Source organism: Ruminococcus sp. 1001136sp1_2201st1_G3_2201SCRN_220225 (genome assembly GCF_040924365.1).
GTDB lineage: Bacteria > Bacillota > Clostridia > Lachnospirales > Lachnospiraceae > Blautia_A > Blautia_A faecis.
This window is the reverse complement of sequence record NZ_JBCOME010000051.1, coordinates 1-23,096: the sequence shown is the minus strand read 5'-3', so window position 1 is coordinate 23,096 and position 23,096 is coordinate 1. Positions and strand designations below refer to the sequence as shown.

The following is a 23,096-nucleotide window of genomic DNA, read 5'->3' as shown; positions in this document are numbered from 1 at the left end:
TAAGGCCACGGCTGATTTCATGTTGGAACAGCCGTGGCTCAGTTTATTTTTTTATCCGTATAAACGAGACTGTTCCGCAGATTATGTAGAACAGACAGAGTACGATTCCGATAGTGAGAACATACGAGAATAAAGATGAACTTAAGAACGAGATAAACAAAAGTTTGTTGAATTAAAAATGAAATAAAGTTCCAGTAATCATAGAGTGTATGGATTCAATTCCATATGCTCTTTTTCTTTACTGAAAAATTTAATGTTACGAGTTTCTTACGAGTGGTATTAAAAAACTCACAAGAAGACTCGTAGGAAAAAAAGTAAAAAAATTTGCTTTTGACCACTGTAAAACATGCTCTGAGCGTTTCGTTATATGAAGGGATAATTTTTCTTTCATATTTCAAAGAAAAGAGGATAAAGAAATGTCAGAGAAAAGATGTTATACAGTTCAAGAGTTACAGGAAATCTTAGGAGTCAGCAGACCTACTATTTATAACCTTTTGAAGAAAAAGGAATTCCGGTGGATCCAGTTGGATGGCGGAAAGTATCGCATCTCCAAGAAGAGTTTCGATGACTGGCTTGATAACTTGGAACAGTAAAAAACAGGGTGTTGATCAGACAGATTTTGTCTACATCGACATCCTAAATTTTTATCTGGATTTGAGATATGATATAAGAAAAAACACTAACACTAAAAAAGACAGGAAGTGAAGAATAAATGGCAACAGCAATTATGAAACAAAAAGGAATTCCGGAAATGGACGATGTGGAAGAAATCATTTCGAAGATTTCAGAAGAAAGTCCTTACAAACGGCGTCCAACACAAAAGAGAACCTGGATGACCGTGCCGGAAATGGGAAAGCTGCTGGGATTAAAAAAGACAGATCGATACTGGCTGGTACATAAAAATGTTTTTGAATCTAAAGAGATTGCCGGAAAGATACGAATCAATATTGCCAGCTTTGAAAAATGGTACGCCAATCAGATTAAATATCATAAAGTTACTGGAGAAGAGCCAGGGAAAGAATTGAAATCCTGGTCCTATTCTGTTAAGGAAGTCGCGGATTTGTTGGGCGTTGATGATTATCTTGTTTATGATTTACTCAAGAAAAATCAAATGGAAGCTGTTATTGTCGATTACTGGAAACGAATACCAAAAGAATCTTTTCAGAACTGGTATAAAAGCCAGTCCCGGTATCGAACAAAGGAAGACAGAGAAAAAGACGCTCTTCTGGAAGATGCAACAATTACAATGCCTGAGATGGCACAGCTACTTGGAACAACCAGAAGCGCAGTATATACAATTCTTGATAATCCGAAGTATAGTCATTTTTTTGAATTCATTGTGATTGCAGAAAAGAAAAGGATCACAAAAGAGAGTTTTCAAAAATTCCTGGAAGGTCAGGATCGGTATAAGCTGGATCCATCGAATGATTATGAAGAACTTGCACAGGAACAAAATATTGCCCTGGCCAATTTCCGGCGGAAGAAATTATCACAGACCGGAATACGAGGAAGCAATGGAAATATAAAGTATCTTACTTTTGATGAAGCTTCCTATCTGGCAAAGGTCAGCAGAAGCATGATCAACAAGTGGGCGGATAAAGGAAAGTTCACAGTAATAAAAGTTGGCAGTCGAGTTAGGATCCTTCGGGATGAATTTGAGGACTGGATGGAACAAAGAGATTTGGAAAGGAGCATGCAATAATATGGCATCAATAAGAGAACGAAACGGAAAATTCAATGTAATCTATTCTTATACGAATGAAAAAGGCGAGAGAAAACAGAAATGGGAAACCTATGAAACAAAAGCCGAAGCAAAGAGAAGAAAAAAAGAAATTGAATATAAAAAAGAGATGGGATCATTTGTCGTCCGTAAATGCAAAACACTGGATGAGCTTATTACAGAATATGTTGCACTTTATGGCAAAGAAAACTGGGCGCTTTCTACATATGAAGGAAATGTCTCTCTTATCAATAACTATATTCTTCCGATCATTGGTGATACGAAACTCTCAGAGATCAATACCAGATTCATCGAAAGATATTATCAGAGTCTTTTGAAGAGGCGTGCCGTTATCAATCCATTAAATAAAACCAGTCGAAATGAATTTGTATCGTCCAGTACGGTCAGGGATGTTAATAAGCTGCTCAGGAACTGTTTTGAACAGGCAGTGAAATGGGAACTGATGGAGAAGAATCCCTGTACTCATGCGACTGTACCAAAACATAAATCACAAAAAAGAGACATCTGGACAGCGGATACATTGATGTATGCGCTCAGTGTCTGTGAAGATGAACGATTAAAGCTCGCAATTAATCTATCTTTTTCATGTTCCCTGCGACTTGGTGAGCTGCTTGGTCTTACCTGGGATTGTGTAGATATTTCTCCTGAGGCAATTGAAGAAAACCGTGCATATGTCTTCATTAACAAAGAATCACAGCGTATAAGAAAAGAATCGTTGAATGCATTGGATGGAAAAGATGTGTTGTTGGTATTCCCGACAAATCATAAGAAGAATTCTACGGTCCGTATTCTGAAAACACCAAAGACAGAAAGCAGTGTGCGTAAGATATTCTTACCAAAGAGTGTCGCTAATATGTTGGTAGACTGGAAAGCGGAACAGGATGAAATGAAAGAAATCCTTGGTGATGAATATATGGACTATAACCTGGTTATGGCAAGTACCTTTGGTCTTCCTCTCGGAGATGGAGCAATCCGTGGTCCTTTAAAGAAACTGATCGAGGACTATAATCTCCCACCGGTTGTATTTCACAGCTTTCGTCATAGCAGCGTTACTTATAAGCTGAAACTGAATGGTGGAGACATCAAGGCGGTACAGGGGGATTCCGGTCATGCTCAGGTCAATATGGTTACGGATGTGTACTCTCATATTCTGGATGATGACAGAAGGAAAAATGCAGAGCTTTTTGAAGAAGCATTTTATGAGAAAAAGAATCTGGATCCACAGATGCATGTACAGCAGGAAAATAATAATGCAACTGTTGCTGATGAAGTCGATCAGGAACTTTTGGCAAAAGTATTGGCTAATCCAGAGATGCGGGCATTACTCAATTCGCTGGCGAAGACAATGAAGTAATGAAAAATAGTGAAAAAATAGTGTAATTTTAGTGGAAAAACAATTCATAAAACGATATAATATATGGATGAAATGGAGGTGGATCATGTGATTAAGGTTACGTTAACAAATGAAATTTTAAAAAAAATATCGGAAATAGACGAAAAGCGTTTTTCTCTTAGTACGATAGAAATGCCACCTGTTATAAAAAACAGACTTAGAAAAAACTCTAAGAAAAAAAGTTCCTATGCTTCTAATAAGATTGAAGGAAATCCATTAACTGAAAAACAGGCAAATGAGGCTATTGATAGTGATCCTCACAAACATTTTTTAAAGCCAGAACAGGAAGTTCGTAATTACTTTTTGGCTTTAAATTTTTTAGAAGAAAAACTGAAAAAGAATGAAGCTTTTTCAAAAGAAATGATTTTAGAAGTGCAGGCAATGGTTGAAAAAGGTGCGTCAAAAGAAAAGATAGGCTTAAGAGGCCCTATGCCGCCTGGAATGTTATTCGCAGTATATGATTCCGAAACAGGCGCAGCGGAATATATTCCACCAGAGTATATTGATATTCCAGACTTGTTGGATGAACTTGTTGAATATGTAAATACTACAGATGATCATCCGCTGATTATTGCTGCTGTAGTTCATTATCAATTGGTTACCATTCATCCTTTTGAAGATGGAAATGGAAGAACCGCCAGATTAATGTCAGGCTATATTCTTGATTATTATGGATATGGTTTTAATGGAATAGGTTCTCTGGAAGAATATTTTGCCTATGATCCAGATGAGTATTATGCATCACTGCAAATGGGGTTACCGGCGTTATATTATTCAGGAAGAGAAAACCCTCCTCATCCGGAAATTTGGATCAATTATTTTTTGCGGATGATGGAATTGTATTCTAAAAAGGTATATGAATTATCAAAAACATCCGAAAACGACGAGTTAGATGGAAGTCTATCTTATTTAAATGCAAAAGAAAAAGAATTCTTAGCATTTCTGTTAAAAAAGCGATTATATGAGTTTACACCAATTGAAGTCAGCAAAATGCTAGGTGTAACCAACAAAACGATTATTAATCGATGTGCAAAGCTGGTAAATAATGGTTTGTTAATTCCAATCATTGTAAAGACAAGAGTCCGATCTTATCGGTTAAGTGATTTTTCAAAGACAAATGCGAAAAAGATTTTGAAAAAAATATCGTAATAAAATATAAAATTTGCCAGTCAAAAACGCATGGACAAACCGTCTCGTATGCGTTATATTATTTATAGACAAGAAAATATCTTGTGCTTTCGATAGGAAGTTTAATTGAATACTGTTTACCATGATCGAACGTACGAAGCATGGTGGTCATATAACAGATGTCGATGGTAATATCAAGGCATTCCCCAATTATTAGCTGGAGCAAACAATCAGCTAACTTTCAGAGCTTTACAGAGCTTGACAGAGGGGGTATTCAGAATAACTCAAATTGAATCGGAAACAGTTTTTAATAGTGTCCCATATGGGTTTACCTTACCTCAGATTGACAGAGAGTGACAATAGGTTGGAGCTCTCCTAAGACTCTATTGTAGGTTCGATTCCTATAGGAGACGCTCATTTTAAGCAGTAATGATTGAAAAAGTCATTGCTGCTTTTTTTGTATCTTGGGTGGAAATTTCCACCCGAAATTGAAAAAACAGAAGGATTTCATCCACCCAAAATAAGATTTTGCCACCCATTTGAAAATTATGATTTTCCACCCGGATGTGTGGCATATGGAGTAGGGAAGAAAAAGGGTTGTCAATGGATGTAAATTTGGTTTTCTTGTCTGTACGATTCAGACCTGAGAAAGATAGATGCTCAGATTAGATGTAACAAGTCTAGTCTGGGCATTTTTTGTCCAGGAGAAAAGGAGGATTACATGGAAGTACGAAAAGAAGATCAAAGAGATCCAGATGAGAAAGTCGTTGAGATAGAGATTGAACGGCTCAGGGACTTTAAAAATCATCCATTCAAGGTACAGGCAGACAGTCAGATGAAAGAGTTGCAGGAATCCATCAAGAAATATGGGATTCTCAATCCTCTGATTGTGAGACCGAGGCCGGAAGGATTTTATGAAATCATTTCAGGTCACAGAAGAAAGTATGCAGCACAGCAACTGAAGTATACGAAGGTTCCGGTCATTATCAGATACATGCTTGAAGAGGATGCCATTATTTCAATGGTAGATGCCAATTTACAGAGGGAGCGGATCTCACCGAGCGAAAAAGCATTTGCTTATAAGATGAAATATGATGTGCTCAAGAGAAAGGCCGGCAGACGAAAATGTAGCCAGGTTGACTATCTGACCGGGAAAAAGAGTGTGGAGGTCATAAGCGAAGAATGTGGGGACAGTCCCAAGCAGGTACAGAGATATTTAAAACTTACCAGACTGATTCCAGAGCTGCTTGAAAAAGTGGATGATGAGACGATGGGATTTACGATAGCTGTGGAACTGGCATCATTAACTGAAAAAAATCAGAAGACTGTGCTGGATGCAATGGAGAGTACATTGGGAACACCAAATCTGTCTCAGGCAATCAGAATTAAAAAATTACAGGAGGATGGGGATTTTAGTCAGGAGAAAATAGAGGAGCTTTTAAGCGAGATTAAGCAGAAAGATATTGACCGAGTGGTTTTCAAAAATGAGCAGTTATACAGGTATTTTCCATCCTATTACACTGCTGAACAGATGAAAAGAGAAATACTGACACTATTAAAAATCAATATGACATTTGAATAATGGGAGGAAAAACATATGTGTAGAGTAATTGCAGTATCTAATCAAAAAGGTGGAGTTGGTAAAACGGTATCATGTGTGAATCTGGGAATAGGACTGGCACAGGAAGGAAAAAAGGTGTTGCTGATCGATGCTGATCCACAGGGAAGCCTTACAATCAGCTTAGGATATGAGGAACCGGATGAGATGGAGTATTCGCTGGCTACATTGATGCTGAACGTTGTGAATGATGAAAAACTGAATATGGAAAAAACGATTCTTCATCATGGAGAGGGTGTGGATCTGATCCCGGCCAACATTGAATTATCAGCTATCGAGGTTTCTTTGGTAAATGCTATGAGCAGGGAACTGATTCTCAGATCACTGGTTGATAAGCTGCGAGAGTTTTATGATTTCATCCTTATAGACTGTATGCCGTCTCTGGGAATGATGACAATCAACGCATTGGCATGTGCAGATTCAGTGCTGATTCCGGTACAGGCAGCGTATCTTCCGGTCAAAGGATTACAGCAGCTGATCAAGACTATTGGTAGGGTGAAGAAACAGCTGAATCCAAAACTACAAATTGAGGGAATTTTACTGACTATGGTAGATTACAGGACAAATTATGCAAGGGATATTTCATTGATGGTGTACGATACATATTCTGCATCCATCAAGGTATTTGGTTCGGAAATTCCGATGTCAGTCAGAGCTGCGGAAGTCAGCGTGGAAGGAAAAAGTATCTATTCCTATGATCCAAAGGGAAAAGTAGCATGTGCTTATAAGGGGTTAACCAAAGAAGTTTTGAAGGAGGCATAGATAATGACAAACAGAGTTGCTGGAAAAATCAAATTGCAGTCAGTAGATCAATTATTGGGAGTGCCGGAGATTTCCGGTACTCAGGAAATAGAAATTGTGAGAATCCATGCGTTTCCGAATCATCCATTTAAGGTTCTGGATGATGAAAGAATGGATATGCTGGTAGACAGTATCCGGGAGAATGGCATTCTGAATCCAGTAATTGTAAGACCGGATCAGAATGGTGATTATGAAATGGTATCTGGTCACCGCAGATTACATGCGGCAGGAATTGCTGGACTTCAAAAGATACCTGCTATTGTAAAGGAAATGTCTGATGATGAAGCCATTATAAATATGGTGGATGCCAATATTCAGAGGGAGGAGATACTTCCGAGTGAGCGAGCCTTTTCCTTTAAAATGAAATTGGATGCAATAAGAAGACAGGGAGCAAGAGCAGATTTAACTTTGGGAACTGAGTTCCCGAAGTTGGATGAAAATTCCAAGAGAACAAGAAATCAAATAGGAATGGAAGCAGGAATATCAGGACGTCAAGTGACAAAATATATACGTCTTACAGAACTTATTTCCACAATACTTGATTTGGTGGATAGTAAGAAAATTACATTAACAATGGGAGTTGACATCTCTTATCTGGATGAGCAGATTCAGAAATGGGTCTATGAATATTACCGTGACAATGGATTTTTAAAGCCGGTGCAGGTGGAAGCATTACGGAATCAGCAGGATTTATCCAAGGCATCTCAGTATAGCGTTATTTCAATAATGAACGATGCACTTCCAAAGAAGAACACGGCAGCTAAAGTATCATTCTCAGAAAAGAAGCTGGATAAATATTTTCCATCTAACTATTCAGCAAAGGATCGGGAGACAGTAATCATACAATTACTGGAACAGTGGAGTGAAGCACAGAGAGAAATTCAATAAAGAGAACAGGATTCCAGAAGTGTATAAAAGGCACTTCTGGAATGAGAAGGAGAGACGAATGGAAGACAGAATAAAGCTGTCCTATTTCTATGGACGGGAAGCGGATCAGTATTCATTTTATAAAATACCGAAGTTGTTGTTTACGGAAGAGTATTTCAAAAAAGTATCTGTTGAGGCAAAAGTGCTCTATGGTCTTATGCTGGATCGTATGTCATTATCAATGAAAAATCAGTGGTTTGACACAGAAGGACGTGCCTACATATATTATTCGCTGGAGGATATCATGGATGCTATGGGATGCAGTAATAAAAAAGCCATTTCCATAATGAAAGAACTGGATATAGAATCTGGAATTGGACTCATTGAAAAGAAGCGCCAGGGACAGGGAAAACCAACCATGATCTATCTGAAACAGTTTATGATCCAGGATGCTCAGAAGTGTAATAATTACATTTCTGGAGAAAAATCAGCAATTTCAGAAGTGAAGAATTTACATGTCTTGAAGTGTAAAAATGTCATGTCCAGAAGTGAAGAAATTACACATCCAGAAGTGAAAAAATTACACACTAATAAGAATAATATAAATAATACTGAGTTAAGTAATACTGAATCTAATCATATCATATCGGGAAATGATGGGATAGGATTCGATGTGGAAGGATACACGGAAATAATCAAAGAGAATATTGAACTGGACATTCTCTTAGAGCGGTACCCTTATGACAGAGAACTGCTGACAGGTATCTTTGATCTGATTCTGGAAACGGTTCTTTGTAAGAATAAGTCCATCGTTGTTGCATCCAGTGAGTATCCGGCGGAATTGGTCAGAAGCAAATTTTTGAAACTGAATATGTTCCATGTGGAATATGCGATGGACTGCATGAGAAAGAATACCTCAAAAATACATAATATCAAAAAATATCTGCTGGCGGCATTGTTTAATGCACCGAGTACCATCAGCGGCTATTATCAGGCAGAAGTAAACCATGATCTGCCGCAGTATGCCGCAAATGATAAATAATAATTGGCTGTTCGATCAGCATCTGGGAAATAAGTCAGAAAAGAGGAGGACGCATAAAATGTTAAAAATATTTGCAAAATTGATTGTATTGCCAGTGATGGTGATTTTGATTGCTTTATCTTTTACAGTCAGTATCTTATCGAAAATACATTATCTGGCAGCGGTTCTGGTTAATGCAATTTTCATAATGTGCGCAGTGATTGCTTTGTCATTGCAACAGTGGCAAAATTTTGGAATAGCAGTGTTTGTTCTTGCTGTAAGCTGTATGATATTGAAATTGTGGGATATCATCGAATATGCCATTGGAGTAATATGTGGTCATTTATTTGAAATATTATCGGTGTAGATGATTACGCTGGTTTAAGTATAAATTTATGTATCATGAAAAAGAAAAGGAGCCTGTGAAACTTTTTCTGTAAAATAACCATCACAAGGTCCTTCTATGATAAAATAAATATCATTAGGAGGGCCTTTTATTATGGCAAGACAAAAGAAACCTGTACACAGAGTACAAATGACTGATGGAAAAAGAAATATCATTCGTCAGCTTCTCGAAGAATACGATATTGAGACTGCTGAAGATATCCAGGATGCTCTTAAAGATCTCCTTGGTGGCACCATCAAGGAAATGATGGAGGCAGAAATGGATGACCATCTCGGATATGAGAAATCCGAGCGTTCTGACAACGACGATTATCGAAACGGCTATAAACGCAAGCAGGTAAACAGTCGGTATGGTTCTATGGAAATCGAAGTACCACAAGATCGAAAGTCCACCTTTGAACCACAGGTTGTCAAAAAGCGTCAGAAGGATATTTCTGACATTGACCAGAAGATTATCTCCATGTATGCCAAAGGAATGACTACACGCCAAATTTCGGAAACGATTGAAGATATCTATGGCTTTGAAACATCTGAGAGTTTTATTTCTGATGTAACAGATAAGATACTTCCGCAGATTGAAGACTGGCAGAATCGACCGCTAGACGACGTGTATCCGATTCTTTACATTGATGCTATCCACTATTCTGTGCGGGACAACGGAGTGATTCGTAAACTTGCAGCCTATGTAATTCTGGGCATTAACACAGAGGGCAAAAAGGAAGTATTGACCATCACGATTGGCGACAATGAAAGTGCGAAATACTGGCTTTCTGTCTTAAATGAACTAAAAAATCGAGGGGTTAAAGATATCCTGATTATCTGTGCAGACGGCCTTACAGGCATTAAAGAAGCGATTTCGGCGGCATTTCCAAAGACAGAATATCAGAGGTGTATTGTCCATCAGGTAAGAAATACGCTGAAATACGTTCCGGATAAAGACAGGAAAGCTTTCGCTGCAGATTTAAAAACCATCTATCAGGCTGCTGATGAGCAGAAGGCTCTGGCTGCTTTAGACCGTGTGACAGAAAAATGGAGTCCGAAATATCCGAATTCCATGAAACGCTGGAAGGACAACTGGGATGCTGTTTCTCCAATTTTTAAGTTTTCAACCACTGTCCGGAAGGTCATTTATACAACAAATGCGATAGAATCACTGAACTCCACATACCGGAAACTGAATCGCCAGAGAAGCGTATTTCCAAGTGATACAGCGCTATTAAAAGCCTTATATCTGGCCACTTTCGAGGCTACTAAGAAATGGACAACTACCATCCGGGACTGGGGCCAGGTCTATGGGGAGTTGAGTATCATGTACGAAGGACGACTTCCAGAATAAGTAAAAACATAGTCTAAGACAGGCGGCCAGCCGCCTGCTCTTGACATGCCTGTCAGTAACTGTTATATATAAAACAAGGGTGAAAAGCCTGATTTGTAAGCTTTTCACCCTTCATTATCATAGAAGAATCTAATTTACAGAGATTTTCTCATAGTCTTATCTTTGTGGCATATACCACAACAATAAGCTTCTAAATAACGGTAGAATACCGGCAACTCTCTGAAATACAGGATTTTAAGTACCCTGTTCTGTTTTTCGCATTTTGCTCTCTATTCGAGTATTAAAGTACCACTCTGTTGTACTAAAGCTGATTGTGATATTTTAACCATTTTGGTTGATATATTTTAATATGTTAAAAAATGCAGCAGCACAAATGAGAAAAAATAGGAAAAAAGACTGCAATTTATGAACGCCATCCTGCAATGCATGCACAGCCTCTTGTTATTTTGATGGAGGTAAGTAAAATAAAATCATCAGTTTTTTGCAAGGTAACAAGCCATAGATAGAGCATGATTGAAAAAGTGAAAAGAAGTTTCTTGGTCAGAATTATCCGGACAAAAAATATGTGGTTTTGGGAGGAATTACTTAGATGGAAAAATTATCTTTGAATAAGAACTGGATCTGTTATGTGACAGGAAAAAGGGAGACACAATTTGCAACAGATGTGCCGCATGATGCAATGCTTCTTGATGAAAAAAGTGAGACAAGTGCTGGAGGTGTAAATACGGGATGGATTGAGGCACAGGATTATACTTATGAGAGAAATTTACATATATCGGAAAAATGGAATGGAAAAAAACTGCTCTTAGAGTTTGAAGGGATATATCGCAAAGCGACTGTCTATGTAAATCGGAAAAAAGCCGCTTATCATGAATACGGATATACAGGATTCTATGTGGATATCACAGAGTCTGTGAACTATGGGGCAGATAATGAGATAAAAGTAACTGTAGTAAACAGTGACCAGCCGAACAGCAGATGGTATTCCGGAACGGGAATTTATCGTCCGGTATGGCTTTACATATTTCCGACGGAGCATATTTTACGGGATGAAATTCGTGTAAAAACACTTGATTATCAGAAAAAAAAGATTGCGGTAGATGTAAAGACAACTGGCGTGGGAATGCTCTGTACTGAGATATTTGATGGAGAAAAACTTATTGTTTCCAAGACAATACAGTCAGAAGATACTGTGGAAAACGCCATTTGTGATGTAAAAGAAAAAACTGTGGAATATCACACAGAAATGGTACTTGAACAAACAGAACTCTGGAGTCCGAAATATCCGAAACTCTATACTTGTCGGGTTACATTTGGTGAGGATATTCAGGAAGTAAGATTCGGAATCCGTACTGTTACTTGTGATGCAGAGCACGGCTTTTGCATCAATGGGAAACGTGTCATTTTAAGAGGGGCATGTATTCATCATGATAATGGATTGTTAGGTGCGTGTGCATACGACTTTGCAGAACGCAGAAAAATCCGTATTTTGCAGGAAAATGGATATAATGCAATCCGGAGTGCACATAATCCGTGCTCAAAAGCAATGTTAGATGCATGTGATGAATTTGGTATGCTTGTAATGGATGAGTATATTGATGGCTGGTATATTCATAAAACAAAATACGATTATGCAGATATAATTTTAGATAATTACAAAACAGATATAGCTGATTTAGTTGCAAAAGATTATAATCATCCTTCTGTCATTATGTATTCTACTGGAAATGAAGTGTCAGAGACTGCACAGAAAAAAGGAATTAAGCTTTGTGAAAATCTGACAGAGACACTTCATGTACTGGATGGTACACGACCTGTTACCTGTGGAATCAATATTTTCTTTAATTTCTTAAGTTCGATGGGATTAGGTGTATACAGTGACAAAAAGGCAGATCAGACAGCAAAGGATGTAAAGAAGAAAAAATCTGTCGGCAGCGAATTTTTTAATGAACTGGCAGGAGTTTTAGGAGCCGATTTCATGAAAACAGGTGCAACATTGTATCCATGTGATGTGAAGACGAAGGATGCTTTTGCAAAAATGGATGTGGCAGGCTATAACTACGGAATCAAGCGTTACCGTCATGATTTGAAAAAATATCCGAATCGTATTATTTTAGGCAGTGAAACTTTCTGCGCAGATGCATATAAGTTTATAGAAATGGCAAAAGAAGAACCGCGAATTATAGGTGATTTTGTATGGGCTGGCATGGATTATCTTGGAGAGGTAGGAATTGGTTCATGGGAATACAAAGAATATGCAAAGCGTTTTGATAATGGACCTGGATGGGTAAGCGCAGGTTCCGGAAGAATTGATCTTACGGGAAAACCATTGGCTGAATTGACTTATACGAAAGTTGCATTTGGTCTGGAAAAAATAGGAATTGGCGTTGTCCCGGTGCATTATGCACATGAAGCTCATTCTCCTTCCGCATGGAAGATGAGTAATGCAATAGAGAGCTGGTCTTTTGAAGGATGTGAGGGAAAGAAAACTTCTGTGGAAGTGTATGCCAGAGCACATCATGTTTCACTTTATGTAAATGGGGAATGTGTAGGAACAAAGAATATAAAGAAAGATTGTAAAACAAATTTTCATGTTGCGTATCACAGTGGAGAATTAAAAGCGGTTTCTTACGATGAAAATAATTGCAAAATCGCAGAAAAGATTTTGAAAACAGCAGATGCAGAAACTAGATTGACTTTAGCACCAGAACAGGAAATTGTGAGAGAGGATGATCTTGTTTATATCAGAATGAAGTATACAGATTTCGAGGGTGAGTGGAAGCCAATGATACGTGGCAGCATTAGAGTAACTGTTGAAGGTGGAAAAATTCTTGGTATTGGTAGCGCATGTCCATATTATGAAAGAAGTTATCACGGAGATACAGCAGATACTTATTATGGAGAAGCAATGGTGATTGTGAAACCGGATACAGCAAAGGAACTTTTTGTTAAAGCAGAAAGTCCTTATGGGAGTGCAGTAGCAAAAGTGCTGGTAATGAAAAATAAGGAAGCTACAGCGTACATTGAGGAGGTGTGCCATGCGTAAGAAATGGGAAGAATTTGAGAAAAAACATGAAAAAATCGCAAAACTTCTGATACAGTTGTTATATTTCTGGGTTTTTAGTATGGGAGTTACAGTCTTACAGTATCTGATGTTTACATTTTTCCCTTACATGTTCGGTATTGAATATGCTGGACAAGAATTTATGTGGCCTCAGATTCCGATGCATGTATTTGGAATAGATTATAAGTGGAATATTTTAGGCTATGAAGTTGCAAGAAATGCAGCGGGAGAGGTAATCATCGGCGGTGGACTGGGATATTTTATCAGTTATGAGCTGGGAACATTTTTGGCACAGTGTGTCAATTTTCCTTTACAGAGAAATATTACGTTTAAAAGTCATGGGAATATTGCATGGCAGATTTTATGGTATTTTATCGCATGGATATTAATTTCGCTTGTTTGCAATGGGATTAATGGATTGTGGATGCCGATTGCACAACATTTTTTTGCACCGGCAGTCTATAATTTATTAGTTACATTTATTACGGGTGGAGTATCCATGGTTATCTATTTTTTTGTATTCAAGATTATTTTCCCGGAAGGAGAGAAAAAGGAGAGAAAGTAATTAATCTTTAAGGAAAAGAAGAAATCTGTTATAATAGAATGCAGAGTATGTTTGAAACAAGCATACTCTGTAAATTATTTTTATATGACAGATAGTAATATGGGGAGCGGATATGAGAAAAATTGCAATAGTGGACGATGAGCAGGAAGAAAGGGATTCCTTACAGGAATGTTTTGAACAGTTTCAAAAGGAAAATGCCATAAAACTGGAGATAAAAACTTATTGTTCTGGAGACGTATTTTTGCAGCAATTTGATGCATCGTATGATCTGATCTGTCTTGATATTGACATGGACGGAACTAATGGAATTGACACGGCGAAGAAAATCAGACAGAAAGACAAAGAAGTTCTTATTTTCTTTGTAACCAATATGGCTCAGATGGCAATCCGGGGATATGAGGTGCGGGCGCTTGATTTTATAATCAAACCAGTGAACTACTATTCTTTTGCCATGAAGCTTTTGAATGCTTTAGATATTATTTCTAATCAGCGGTCAAAAAATATTGTACTGACAACACCAAGAGGAATGCAGATTATTTCATCGGATGAACTGTTTTTTGTGGAAGTAGACGGACATTATCTTTTATACCACACAAAACATGGAGAATTCTGTCAGAAAGCTTCGTTAAAAGATTTGGAGCAGCAGTTGGAAGGACTCTCATTTAAACGGTGTAATAATTGTTATCTTGTGAATTTGAAATATGTAAATGGTGTGGAGAAAGAAGATGTAATTCTTCAAGGTGAACATCTTAAAATCAGCCGTCCACGTAAAAAAGAGTTTTTACAGGCACTTGCAAACTATATGGGAGGAATTGAGATATGATGAAATATTGGTTAAATGTTTCCTATATGGTCGAGTTGATTTGTGCGTGTCTTCTTTTCTTAAAACCTGTGAGGAAAAGAAAACATTTCGTACTGATTGCAACGGTTTTAAGTATAAGTATGTTGATTTTGGTCGGCTTTTATAATGAATTTGTGGGAAAACCGGATTCAGTAGCTGGAGAAATTTTCTACTGGGCAGTTTATCTGATAATAAGCATTTTATTTGTATGGATATGCATGGGGCAGTCTATTGTGCAGGCGGTATATTGTTCTACTTGTGCTTTTGCAGTACAGCATATATCTTATAGTCTTATGCAGATATATAATCTTGCCGGAGGGGAAAGCAAGGTGGTAAGTGTAGGGTGCTATGTGCTGGTTTATGTAATGGCATATTTTTTCTGTGCAAAAAAAATACCGGATAATGGAAGATTTGTGGCAGACAAGAAATTGGTTTTTCCGTTGACGACGATTATTGTAATTATATGGTTGCTTGGGATTCTAGAGGGAGCAAAGGTGGCTGGGTTTGAGGTTGGCAGATGGTATCGAATGATTCTTTGTGGTATGGACTGTCTGTGCTGTGTGTATGCATTGATTGTTCAGATCAATCAGAAAAATCTGATTCAGCTTCATCGGGAGTTAAATGGAATTAACACGGCTCTTTATTTGCAAAACAGGCAATATAAAATGACTGCGGATACCATTGAAAATATTAACCGGAAATGCCATGATTTAAAACATCAGATTCGTGCATTAAAAAGTATGGATGATGGAAAAGAGAAAAATGAGTATCTGGAAGAACTTGAAAATGACATCATGATTTATGATACTGCGTTAAAGACAGGAAACCGTGCACTTGACATTGTATTGATGGAAAAAGCATTGTTCTGCAAAAATCATGATATTTGCTGGACTTGCATGGCAGATGGAGAACATCTTGATTTTATGAGGGTAGAAGATATTTATGCAATATTTGGAAATGCATTGGATAATGCTATTACAGCAGTCATGAAAGTGACAGATCCGGATAAGCGTGTCGTAAGTACAAAATTAATCATTCAGAGTGATCTTATGGTAATTCAGGTTCAGAATTACTATGAGGGAAAGCTGCAATTTGAAAAAGGTCTTCCGCTTACAACTAAGAAAAACAAGGCAGATCATGGATACGGTATGAAGAGTATCCGTTATACTGCTGAAAAATACAATGGAACTATTACTGTTCAGACAAAGAATCAGATTTTTATGTTACAAATCTTGATTCCGGTGCCGAACTCTGCATGAGCCAGATGAGGCACGGCAGATTGTAAAAAACAAAGATACGGATTCTTTTTTCTTTTGCCATGATTTTTTTCGGTTCTTTTTTTCTTCTTTATAACGATCTACTTTTGCCTGACTCATGATAAATCTCCTGACTTCTTATACTTTCTTTACCATACTGCATTTTGTCAGAAAAATTAATGCAAATTGGCATCAGAAATCATACTTAAAAATAAAAATTCAGTAAAGATAATTTGAATTTACAGAATATGTACCGATAAAGACAGGATATGCATAATATATTGAGCTTTTATTGCTTTTCTCTTACAATGATTACAACGTAATGGTGCACACATAGCGTAATTTAAAGAAAGAGAGGAAAATTATGGGAACGAGAAATAAAAGTAATCTGGCATTTCGAGGATTCGCCAGTGTATCAGCATTTTTGTTGGCTTTTACTTCTTTTGGAAGTGTATGTGCGGAGAGTTACGCCTCACAGGTAAATTCATTTTTGGGGGGTAAAAACGACAAAGATGGTATCTGATACAGATACGAGGATTATTTATGCAAGTTCGTATGGGGATTTTACAGAAGACAATTTAAAAAAGTTAGAGGCTGATGTTTACGATCACATCGAGCGAGAGGAAGAAGAAGGTGCAGTATTATTATCGAATGATGGAACACTGCCATTGGAAACTGGGAAAAAAGTCAGCTTATTTGGGTTTGCTGCATATAATCCGCTATATCACACTTCAGCAGCAGGATCGAGAACATACAAAAATGGGGATTTGACTGTTGACTTCTATGAAGCCTTGAGCAATGAAGGATTCGAGATAAATGATACATTGTACAATGCCTATAGCAGTATGGAGCCACGAACAGGTGAGGGAGGATTTCCACCTTGGGGTGATGGTATCAAGAATTATATGGGAACAGGCAACTGTGAAGCACCTAAGAGTATTTACACGGAAGAAGTATTAGATTCACTGGATGATTATAATGATGCGGCAATTGTCGTACTTGCAAGGGAAGCGGGAGAAGGACGTGATATGCCGGTCAGCGAGGTGGATGAAACCACAGGAGAGACAATCAGCAGTCTTGCATTGCATCAAAATGAAAAAGATATGTTAGAGATTGTAAAAGAGCATTTTGATAAGATTATTGTGGTTATCAATACAACTTATTTTATGGAGTTGGATTGGTTAGATGATTATAATGTAGATGCATGTTTATGGATTGGTTCACCTGGAAATACTGGATTAACTGGTGTGGCAAAAATACTGGATGGCGAAGTAAATCCTTCTGGACGTTTAAGTGATACATTCGCAGCCAGTTCGTTGTCTTCTCCGGCAATTGTGAACGCATGTGGAAATGCTCCGACATGGTCTAATGTTGATACCATGTATGATGATGGCATTGTGACGGATGAAAGCACACAGTATGTGACTGTTGAGCAGGAAAATATTTATATAGGTTATAAATATTACGAGACGAGGTATGCAGACTGCATTACAGGAAGTGGAAATGCAGCTTCAGATGTTGGCTGTTTCCGCTCGGCAGGTGCATGGAATTATGCGGATGAAATGTGCTTTACATTTGGATGGGGAATGTCTTATACGGATTTTGAACAGCAGATCACAGGGGTAGAGTATGATGCAGAAACCGACCAGTATATGGTGAATGTGGAAGTCCGCAATATAGGTGAAAAACCAGGAAAATGTGCAGTTTTAGTTTATGCACAGACTCCATATGGAGAGTATGAGCGTCTTAATGAAGTGGAAAAGAGTGCGATTCAGTTTGTGGGATATGAAAAGAGCAGTCTGTTAGATCCAGATGGAACGGAGACTGTGCAGGTGCCAGTGGATCGTTACCTTCTTGCAAGTTATGATCAGAATGGGGCAGAAGGATATATTCTAAGTGCAGGAGATTATTATTTTGCAGTGGGAGAGAGTTCTCACGATGCATTGAATAATATATTGGCGGTGCAGGGATATGTCGGAATGTTTAATCAGGATGGAACAGAAGACGTTACTTTGAATGAAAGTTGTGTTTATAAGTTCACTGATGGGATTCCGGACAATGAAAAACCAGATACAGACAGTTATGCGTATAGCAAAGCAACTGGGGAAAGAGTTACAAACCGTTTTGGTGAACAGGACATTAACTATTGGTCAGAGGATACTGGAGTTAACGTTACTTATCTCAGTCGTTCAGACTGGGCAGCAACATTCCCGACGGAGGCAGTCAGTGTACCTGTAGTTGGAGAAGAAATGAAAACAAAACTACAGGGAGAGGTATACCAAAAAGCAGAGGATGCACCTTCCGCTTCAGAAATGAATCAGGGAGAAGCAGATAATGGAATTACATTTGCAATGATGCGGGATGTCGATTATGATGATACTGAAACATGGAATGCATTTTTAGACCAAATGACAATTGAAGAAATGGCATCTTTATTCCCAAATGTACAGGGGACTTCAGAGATAAATTCTATTGTGCTTCCTGAAACACATTCCAGTGACGGATGCAATGGATCAGATGCATCATTCCCTGAATTATTAGGATTTGGAACGGATGAGGAAAAGAATCCGAATTCGTATACTGAATTTGGAGGTAATTATACCTCTGTTATTGCAGCAAGCTGGAATAAAGAACTACAGGAGGAAAGAGGATTTCTTCAAGGTGAGGAAGTTTTATTTCAGGGATGCAATGAGGCATGGACTGGTGGACTGGATTTGAGACGTACTCCGTTCAGTGGAAGAAACGAGGAATATTATTCTGAGGATTCTAATGTAAATTATTATGTTGGAACGATTGTTTTATCTGCAGAGCAGGAACGAGGAGTTATTGCAGGACCAAAGCATTTTTGTGGAAATGATTTTGAAACTCAGAGAGGTGGTATTAGTTATTTCTATCGTGAGCAGGCATTCAGAGAAGGATCATTGAGAGGATTTGAGGGAGCAATGCGAAATGATCTTGGTGGTGTTTTGGGCGCAATGGAAATTTATGGAAGACAGGGATTGACATATTCACCTGCTTGCGCAGCACTGAATTACGAAGTTGTAAGAGGCGAATGGGGATTCAAAGGACATTTGATTACAGATGCGGCTGTGACAGATTATGCTTCACATTTTGTAGATCAGTTGATGGGATATACAGATATGATTTGTTTTGACTTTGATAAGGTTTCAGGACCTGTGATTGTGGATTATCTTAACCAGACCGATGATGGAATTGTCCTTTTAAGATTGCGTGATATGACGAAAAATACAATTTATGCATTCAGCCATTCAGCAGCAATGAATGGATTGTCCGAGGACAGCAGAATCGTATCAATCACACCGTGGTGGAGTATTACATTAAAAGTATTGATTGCTGTATTTGCAATTATGACAATTGCATTTATAGGATTATATGTACGAGGTGAAGTGAAAAGAAGTTCTGATGCAGGAAAGGAGGAGAAAAAGTGAAATCATTAAAAAATAGAACAATAGGTTTTTATATTCAGGCAGCGATTCCTTTGTTATGTCTTGTGTCACTGGTCGCCTATCTGGTATATGCGTCTGCACTTGGAAAATATGACGTAAAAGTAATACTGGGGTTAGGAATAGGATGCGCTCTGAGTACAGTACAATTTTGGGTTAAAACAGGTATCATAGAACTGATTGCTTCCATTATTATTTCTGTGACGCTATTTTATTTCGTCACGCTTACGGAAACCGTAGGAAGTTATGCAGACTATTTGAATAATATTGTTGCGTTTGGACATTCAGAATTGATTGGTCAAATGAATGTGACAGTCATTATCACAGCAATTACCGCAATATTAGGAATTGTTGGATGCTTTGTTAGTGGTCAGAAGAAACAAAAGAATGAATGAAAAAATAGGTAACTGAAAAAGAACCGAGCCTGTGAACCTTTTTCTGTAAAATAACCATCATAAGGTCCTTCTATGATAAAATAAATATCATTAGGAGGGCCTTTTATTATGGCAAGACAAAAGAAACCTGTACACAGAGTACAAATGACCGATGGAAAAAGAAATATCATTCGTCAGCTTCTCGAAGAATACGATATTGAGACTGCTGAAGATATCCAGGATGGATGACCTGGTAGAGAGTATTAAACAGAATGGTGTGCTGACACCTGTTTTAGTAAGGCCAGATAAGAATAGCAGCTATGAGATGATATCCGGGCATCGAAGAATGCACGCAGCGATAAAAGCAGGACTGGAAACAATACCGGCCATTGTGCGGGATATGGACGATGATGATGCAGTAGTAGTAATGGTAGATGCTAATATTCAACGAGAAGAATTGCTTCCAAGTGAAAAAGCATTTGCATATAAAATGAAAATGGATGCTATGAAAAGACAGGCAGGAAGACCATCAAAAAATAATTCCACCCAAGTTGGGCGGAATTTTGAAACGGCAGAATTGATAGGAAAAGAAACCGGGGAAAGTAAAAATACAATCAGGAGGTTTATTCGTTTGACTGAATTAATTCCTGAATTACTTGATTATGTAGACAAGAAGCGGCTGCCCTTTACCGTTGCGGTTGACATTTCCTATATTGACAAAGAGATTCAAACATGGTTATTTGAATACATCAAAGAAAATGGTACGGTTAAAGCAGTTCAGGTAGCGGCACTCCGCACAGCACTTGAAGCAGAACCGATGACGCAGGCGAAAATGATTTCCATACTGGTAAACAGCCAGCCTGGAAGGAAGCAGGAACAGAAAATCATATTGTCAGAGAAAAAACTGAGAAATTTCTTCTCTGATAAATATACGGCAGAAGATATGGAAAGTGTAATTCTGGAACTTCTGGATCAATGGAAAAGAGGTGAGATAACAGTATGAATTTTGAATACTATTATGGCACTCAGGCTGATCAGTTCAGTTTTATCCGGATTCCAAGGATATTATTATTAGATGAAGCATTTTCCGCACTGTCTTTATCAGCTAAAGTCCTTTACTCGGTACTTCTGGATAGAATGGGACTGTCAATGAAAAATAAATGGCTTGACGAAGAAAACAAGGTGTACATTATCTATCAGATCACGGAGATACAGAGTGACTTGGGATTCTCTAAGAAAAAAGCAATGGATTATCTCACAGAATTGGAGAAAATCGGACTGATTGAAAAGAAAAAGAGAGGCTTTGGATTGCCGAACATTATATATGTTAAGAGCTTTATGGCACATCAGAGTAGTCAAAGAAGTAATGAAATGGGAACTTCACAGGAAAAAGATGTGGTACATAGAAGTATCGAAAGGGGAACTCCTGAGGTGATGAATAAGCACCTCAGAGGTGCCGAAACAGATACCTCAGAAGTGCCCCAAAACGGACTTCAAGAGGTTCCCAAAACGGTACCGCTATATAATAAGACTTATATGAATTATAATAATCAGAGTAATATCACATCGAATCATATCAAATCAGATGGCGATAGGATTCGATGTGATCAAAAAGAACAGACAATCAATGCTTATGCTGAACTGGTAAAGAAAAATATTGATTTTGATGTTTTACTGCATACATATAGCAGAGAGCAGGATCTGGTAGAAGAAATATATCAGTTGATTCTGGAGACCGTTCAAACTGAAAAGGATATGATACGGATCGCCGGCGAATATTATCCGGCAGGCTTTGTGAAGGGAAAATTACTGAAACTGAATTATTCGCATAAAGAATTTATTCTTTCAGTGAAACACACAGCAGTATCTTCGCTTCCATTAGGTTCAGATCCACTTGGAAACATTGCCCGTATTAACAATTTATTGGAAAGTTATCCGAAGAAACTGGCAGATGCGGAGCAGAAACTAGAAACAGTAAAAGAACAGCTGGAAAATGCAAAACAGGAAGTGGTAAAGCCATTTCCAAAAGAGAAGGAGCTGAATCAGATGATGGAACGTCTGTCAGAGTTAAATGCACTCTTAAATATGGACGAGCAAGGAAGTTCCGAAGAGCCTGAGAACAGCGGAAAGCAGAGCATTCACGATAAACTGAATGCAATAAAACAAAAAGGTCAACAGGAACATGATCATGATAAAACAGCAAAGGGAAATGATATTGATTGTAGTTGACAATAGAGAAAAATAACTGGAACTGGAGGAGCAGAATTATAATATGGTTGATAATGTGTTGAACAACGGATTTGGAGAGAAAGAGCGGAGAGAAGAAATCAGAAAAGCAGCAGAGAGCTATCAGCAGAAAACGGGAGCAACTATCACATTCTTTGCAGCTGTATGTGAGGAGTTTCCGTCTATGGGAAATTATTTTGACGGGCTTACCGTTGAACAGGTCACGGACAGATATAAGCAGATCTTGGCAGATCCGAGATTAAGCTATATGGGAAATGGAATGGGATTTGAGTTACACGATTCATCCCTTCCGGATTATCTGGATGGTCCGATGACCTTAATAAAAGGGCATACGATTTATGCGGATAACATTGATTCAATTTCATATTACCGTGAGCATCCATTGGTTCTGGAAGCAATACAGGAGCTTAGAGAGCGGTTCCCGGACTTCAAATATTTTATGACAGCCCAGGAAAAGCAGGATATTTATCCGGAGCATATGACAGCGGAAGCAATCGCTTATGCGCTGGTAGACCTGGCAGAAGACTTTGATACTTATGAGTTCCGGGATAACGTTGATGATAAGGAAACACTGGTCAAAGAAATAGAATATGATCTGTATGCAGGACGTGGGAAAAAAGAATATATAATATTTGTCATAATAAGGGCGTGAGGGAGTGCGTCATATTCCCAGACAAGATTTTTCATCAATCTAAGACAGCCGTTTTCTGCCCGTACTTCATTAATGGTAATGCGGTTCGCTATCATATCATAAAGCAGGGTATATTCAATATAGCCGTCATGCAGGGTCTTGTCAGTCAGCTCGCAATACAAGCCACTTTCCAGCTTATCCTCTAACCGTAAAAGCTGGTCTTGATATTTTCCCAGCGTGATTTCACAGCGGATATGAAGCAAGCCTTTTTCCATTTGATAATAAATCTTTGGAAACCAGACGATTTTTTCCCTTGATCTGCTTTGCAGGTCAGTAAAAAAACC

General features: G+C 38.1%; 19 protein-coding genes and 1 pseudogene. 19 read left to right on the top strand and 1 reads right to left on the bottom strand.

Annotated features, from left to right (window positions below):
* Window positions 1–416: 416 nt before the first annotated feature.
* The 19 genes from AB5642_RS15340 (at window position 417) to AB5642_RS15250 (ending at window position 22,773) form a co-directional block, all read left to right on the top strand.
* Entirely contained in the window at window positions 417–593 is a 177-nt protein-coding gene (locus AB5642_RS15340; RefSeq protein ID WP_003864535.1) for a helix-turn-helix domain-containing protein, read from the top strand.
* 119 nt (window positions 594–712) lie between these two features.
* A complete protein-coding gene (locus AB5642_RS15335; protein ID WP_117529026.1) occupies window positions 713–1,702 on the top strand; it encodes a helix-turn-helix domain-containing protein in 990 nt (329 codons plus the stop codon).
* A gap of 1 nt (window position 1,703) precedes the next feature.
* Entirely contained in the window at window positions 1,704–3,095 is a 1,392-nt protein-coding gene (locus AB5642_RS15330) for a tyrosine-type recombinase/integrase (RefSeq protein ID WP_368371731.1), read from the top strand.
* A gap of 87 nt (window positions 3,096–3,182) precedes the next feature.
* Window positions 3,183–4,283: a Fic family protein gene (locus tag AB5642_RS15325; RefSeq protein WP_368371730.1), complete on the top strand. Its 1,101-nt coding sequence runs from the start codon at window positions 3,183–3,185 to the stop codon at window positions 4,281–4,283.
* Between the two features lie 700 nt (window positions 4,284–4,983).
* Entirely contained in the window at window positions 4,984–5,844 is an 861-nt protein-coding gene (locus AB5642_RS15320) for a ParB/RepB/Spo0J family partition protein (RefSeq protein WP_173716639.1), read from the top strand.
* Window positions 5,845–5,859: 15 nt separating this feature from the next.
* The gene (locus tag AB5642_RS15315; RefSeq protein ID WP_173716638.1) at window positions 5,860–6,642 is read left to right on the top strand and encodes a ParA family protein; all 783 of its coding nucleotides are present in this window, start codon (window positions 5,860–5,862) and stop codon (window positions 6,640–6,642) included.
* Between the two features lie 3 nt (window positions 6,643–6,645).
* Window positions 6,646–7,569, top strand: a complete 924-nt coding sequence (locus AB5642_RS15310; protein WP_173716637.1) for a ParB/RepB/Spo0J family partition protein — start codon at window positions 6,646–6,648, stop codon at window positions 7,567–7,569.
* Between the two features lie 58 nt (window positions 7,570–7,627).
* The gene (locus AB5642_RS15305; protein ID WP_173716636.1) at window positions 7,628–8,590 is read left to right on the top strand and encodes a DUF6017 domain-containing protein; all 963 of its coding nucleotides are present in this window, start codon (window positions 7,628–7,630) and stop codon (window positions 8,588–8,590) included.
* 58 nt (window positions 8,591–8,648) lie between these two features.
* The gene (locus AB5642_RS15300) at window positions 8,649–8,936 is read left to right on the top strand and encodes a hypothetical protein (protein WP_173716635.1); all 288 of its coding nucleotides are present in this window, start codon (window positions 8,649–8,651) and stop codon (window positions 8,934–8,936) included.
* A 132-nt stretch (window positions 8,937–9,068) separates the two neighbouring features.
* The gene (locus tag AB5642_RS15295) at window positions 9,069–10,310 is read left to right on the top strand and encodes an IS256 family transposase (RefSeq protein WP_117804675.1); all 1,242 of its coding nucleotides are present in this window, start codon (window positions 9,069–9,071) and stop codon (window positions 10,308–10,310) included.
* A 589-nt stretch (window positions 10,311–10,899) separates the two neighbouring features.
* Entirely contained in the window at window positions 10,900–13,356 is a 2,457-nt protein-coding gene (locus AB5642_RS15290) for a glycoside hydrolase family 2 TIM barrel-domain containing protein (protein ID WP_173717560.1), read from the top strand.
* Window positions 13,349–13,939 carry a hypothetical protein gene (locus tag AB5642_RS15285; protein ID WP_173774204.1) on the top strand — a complete coding sequence of 197 codons (591 nt, stop codon included), beginning with the start codon at window positions 13,349–13,351 and terminating at the stop codon, window positions 13,937–13,939. The genes AB5642_RS15290 and AB5642_RS15285 overlap by 8 nt, the downstream gene beginning before the upstream one ends.
* A gap of 112 nt (window positions 13,940–14,051) precedes the next feature.
* Window positions 14,052–14,762: a LytTR family DNA-binding domain-containing protein gene (locus AB5642_RS15280; protein WP_173717516.1), complete on the top strand. Its 711-nt coding sequence runs from the start codon at window positions 14,052–14,054 to the stop codon at window positions 14,760–14,762.
* On the top strand, window positions 14,759–16,039 hold the full coding sequence (locus tag AB5642_RS15275; protein ID WP_226841066.1) for an ATP-binding protein: 1,281 nt from the start codon (window positions 14,759–14,761) through the stop codon (window positions 16,037–16,039). Before AB5642_RS15280 ends, AB5642_RS15275 begins: the two co-directional genes overlap by 4 nt.
* A gap of 509 nt (window positions 16,040–16,548) precedes the next feature.
* On the top strand, window positions 16,549–19,485 hold the full coding sequence (locus AB5642_RS15270; RefSeq protein ID WP_368371729.1) for a glycoside hydrolase family 3 C-terminal domain-containing protein: 2,937 nt from the start codon (window positions 16,549–16,551) through the stop codon (window positions 19,483–19,485).
* Window positions 19,482–19,895, top strand: a complete 414-nt coding sequence (locus AB5642_RS15265) for a hypothetical protein (RefSeq protein WP_173717514.1) — start codon at window positions 19,482–19,484, stop codon at window positions 19,893–19,895. The genes AB5642_RS15270 and AB5642_RS15265 overlap by 4 nt, the downstream gene beginning before the upstream one ends.
* A gap of 220 nt (window positions 19,896–20,115) precedes the next feature.
* Entirely contained in the window at window positions 20,116–20,877 is a 762-nt protein-coding gene (locus AB5642_RS15260; RefSeq protein ID WP_233456130.1) for a ParB/RepB/Spo0J family partition protein, read from the top strand.
* A complete protein-coding gene (locus tag AB5642_RS15255; protein WP_173719592.1) occupies window positions 20,874–22,103 on the top strand; it encodes a replication initiator protein A in 1,230 nt (409 codons plus the stop codon). Before AB5642_RS15260 ends, AB5642_RS15255 begins: the two co-directional genes overlap by 4 nt.
* Window positions 22,104–22,146: 43 nt before the next feature.
* The gene (locus AB5642_RS15250) at window positions 22,147–22,773 is read left to right on the top strand and encodes a hypothetical protein (RefSeq protein WP_368371728.1); all 627 of its coding nucleotides are present in this window, start codon (window positions 22,147–22,149) and stop codon (window positions 22,771–22,773) included.
* On the opposite strand, the pseudogene AB5642_RS15245 reads toward AB5642_RS15250, so the two are convergent.
* Window positions 22,761–23,096, bottom strand: a pseudogene (locus tag AB5642_RS15245) (ATP-binding protein); the annotation flags it as partial. The gene AB5642_RS15250 and the pseudogene AB5642_RS15245 sit on opposite strands and share 13 nt — an antisense overlap.